At 70.3% G+C, this 1,037-nt stretch carries 1 protein-coding gene; it reads left to right on the plus strand.

Translation table 11 applies throughout. From position 1 onward, the window contains the following. A partial coding sequence (locus tag ACIBAI_RS28955; protein WP_399038795.1) for an FtsK/SpoIIIE domain-containing protein occupies positions 1-1,037 on the plus strand: 1,037 nt, incomplete at both ends.

Raw genomic sequence — 1,037 nt, forward strand, 5'->3', positions numbered from 1 at the left:
ACGGTGGAGGTGCAGCAGCGGCGCCGCAAGCTCGCCGAGAACCTCACCCGGCACGAGCACGAGGTGTTCATCACGATCCCCCAGGCCGCGCGCACGGTGCGGCTGTGGATCGCCGACTCCGGAGCGCTGGATGAGCCGATCGGCCCGTCCCCACTGGTCACGGACGAGACACTGACCGCCGACTACGCCAAGGGCAAGGCCCCCTGGGGCCAGGACCTGCGCGGCGACGCCGCATTGATCAGCCTGTATCAGCGGCACCTGCTGGTCACAGGCCTGTCCAACCAGGGCAAGACCGCCTCGCTGCGCGCGCTCGCCCTGTGGCTCGCCCTGGACCGCTCAGTACAGTTCTGGATCGCCGACCTCAAGGGCGTAGGCGACTGGGCCATGTTCGACGGACTCGCGGCAGTGCTCATCCAGGGGCCGACCGATGACCACGTCATCCAGGCCACGGAGATGGTGGAGGACGCGGTCACGGAGATGAACCGGCGTATCGAGGCCCGGCGCACCGACCCGAATGCGACGTTCCCGCCGCTCATCGTCCTGGTCGACGAGGCGCAGGTGGCGTTCATGTGCCCGGCCGTCGACGAGGAGCGGCGACCGTACGGCGGGCAGAGGGCCACCTCCCGCTACTTCATGGCCGTCCGCAAGATCCACAACCAGGGCCGTGCCGTCGACGTGCTGATGTGGCAGGGCACCCAGGACCCCACCGACCAGAACCTTCCCAAGCTGGTCCGCGAGGGCGCCCACACCCGCGCCTCGCTCGCGCTGGGCACCGAGCAGCAATCGCGGATGGCGCTGGGGGACAAGGCCGTCAACGGTGGCGCCGCCCCGCACCTGCTGCGCCAGGGCCTGGACAAGGGCACCCTCGTGGTCGCCTCGGACGGCATCACTATCCCCGCCGGGCAGGCGTCCATCACCGTGCGCACCCACTTCATCGACGACGACGCAGCGCAGGCCATCGCCGACCGCGCCAAGGCGCTGCGCGACGGCGTCACCACCCTGCACGCCATCGACCGCGGTGAGCAGCGCGACCCACT

It is taken from the genome of Streptomyces sp. NPDC051041, from assembly GCF_044456065.1.
Lineage (GTDB): Bacteria > Actinomycetota > Actinomycetes > Streptomycetales > Streptomycetaceae > Streptomyces > Streptomyces glaucus.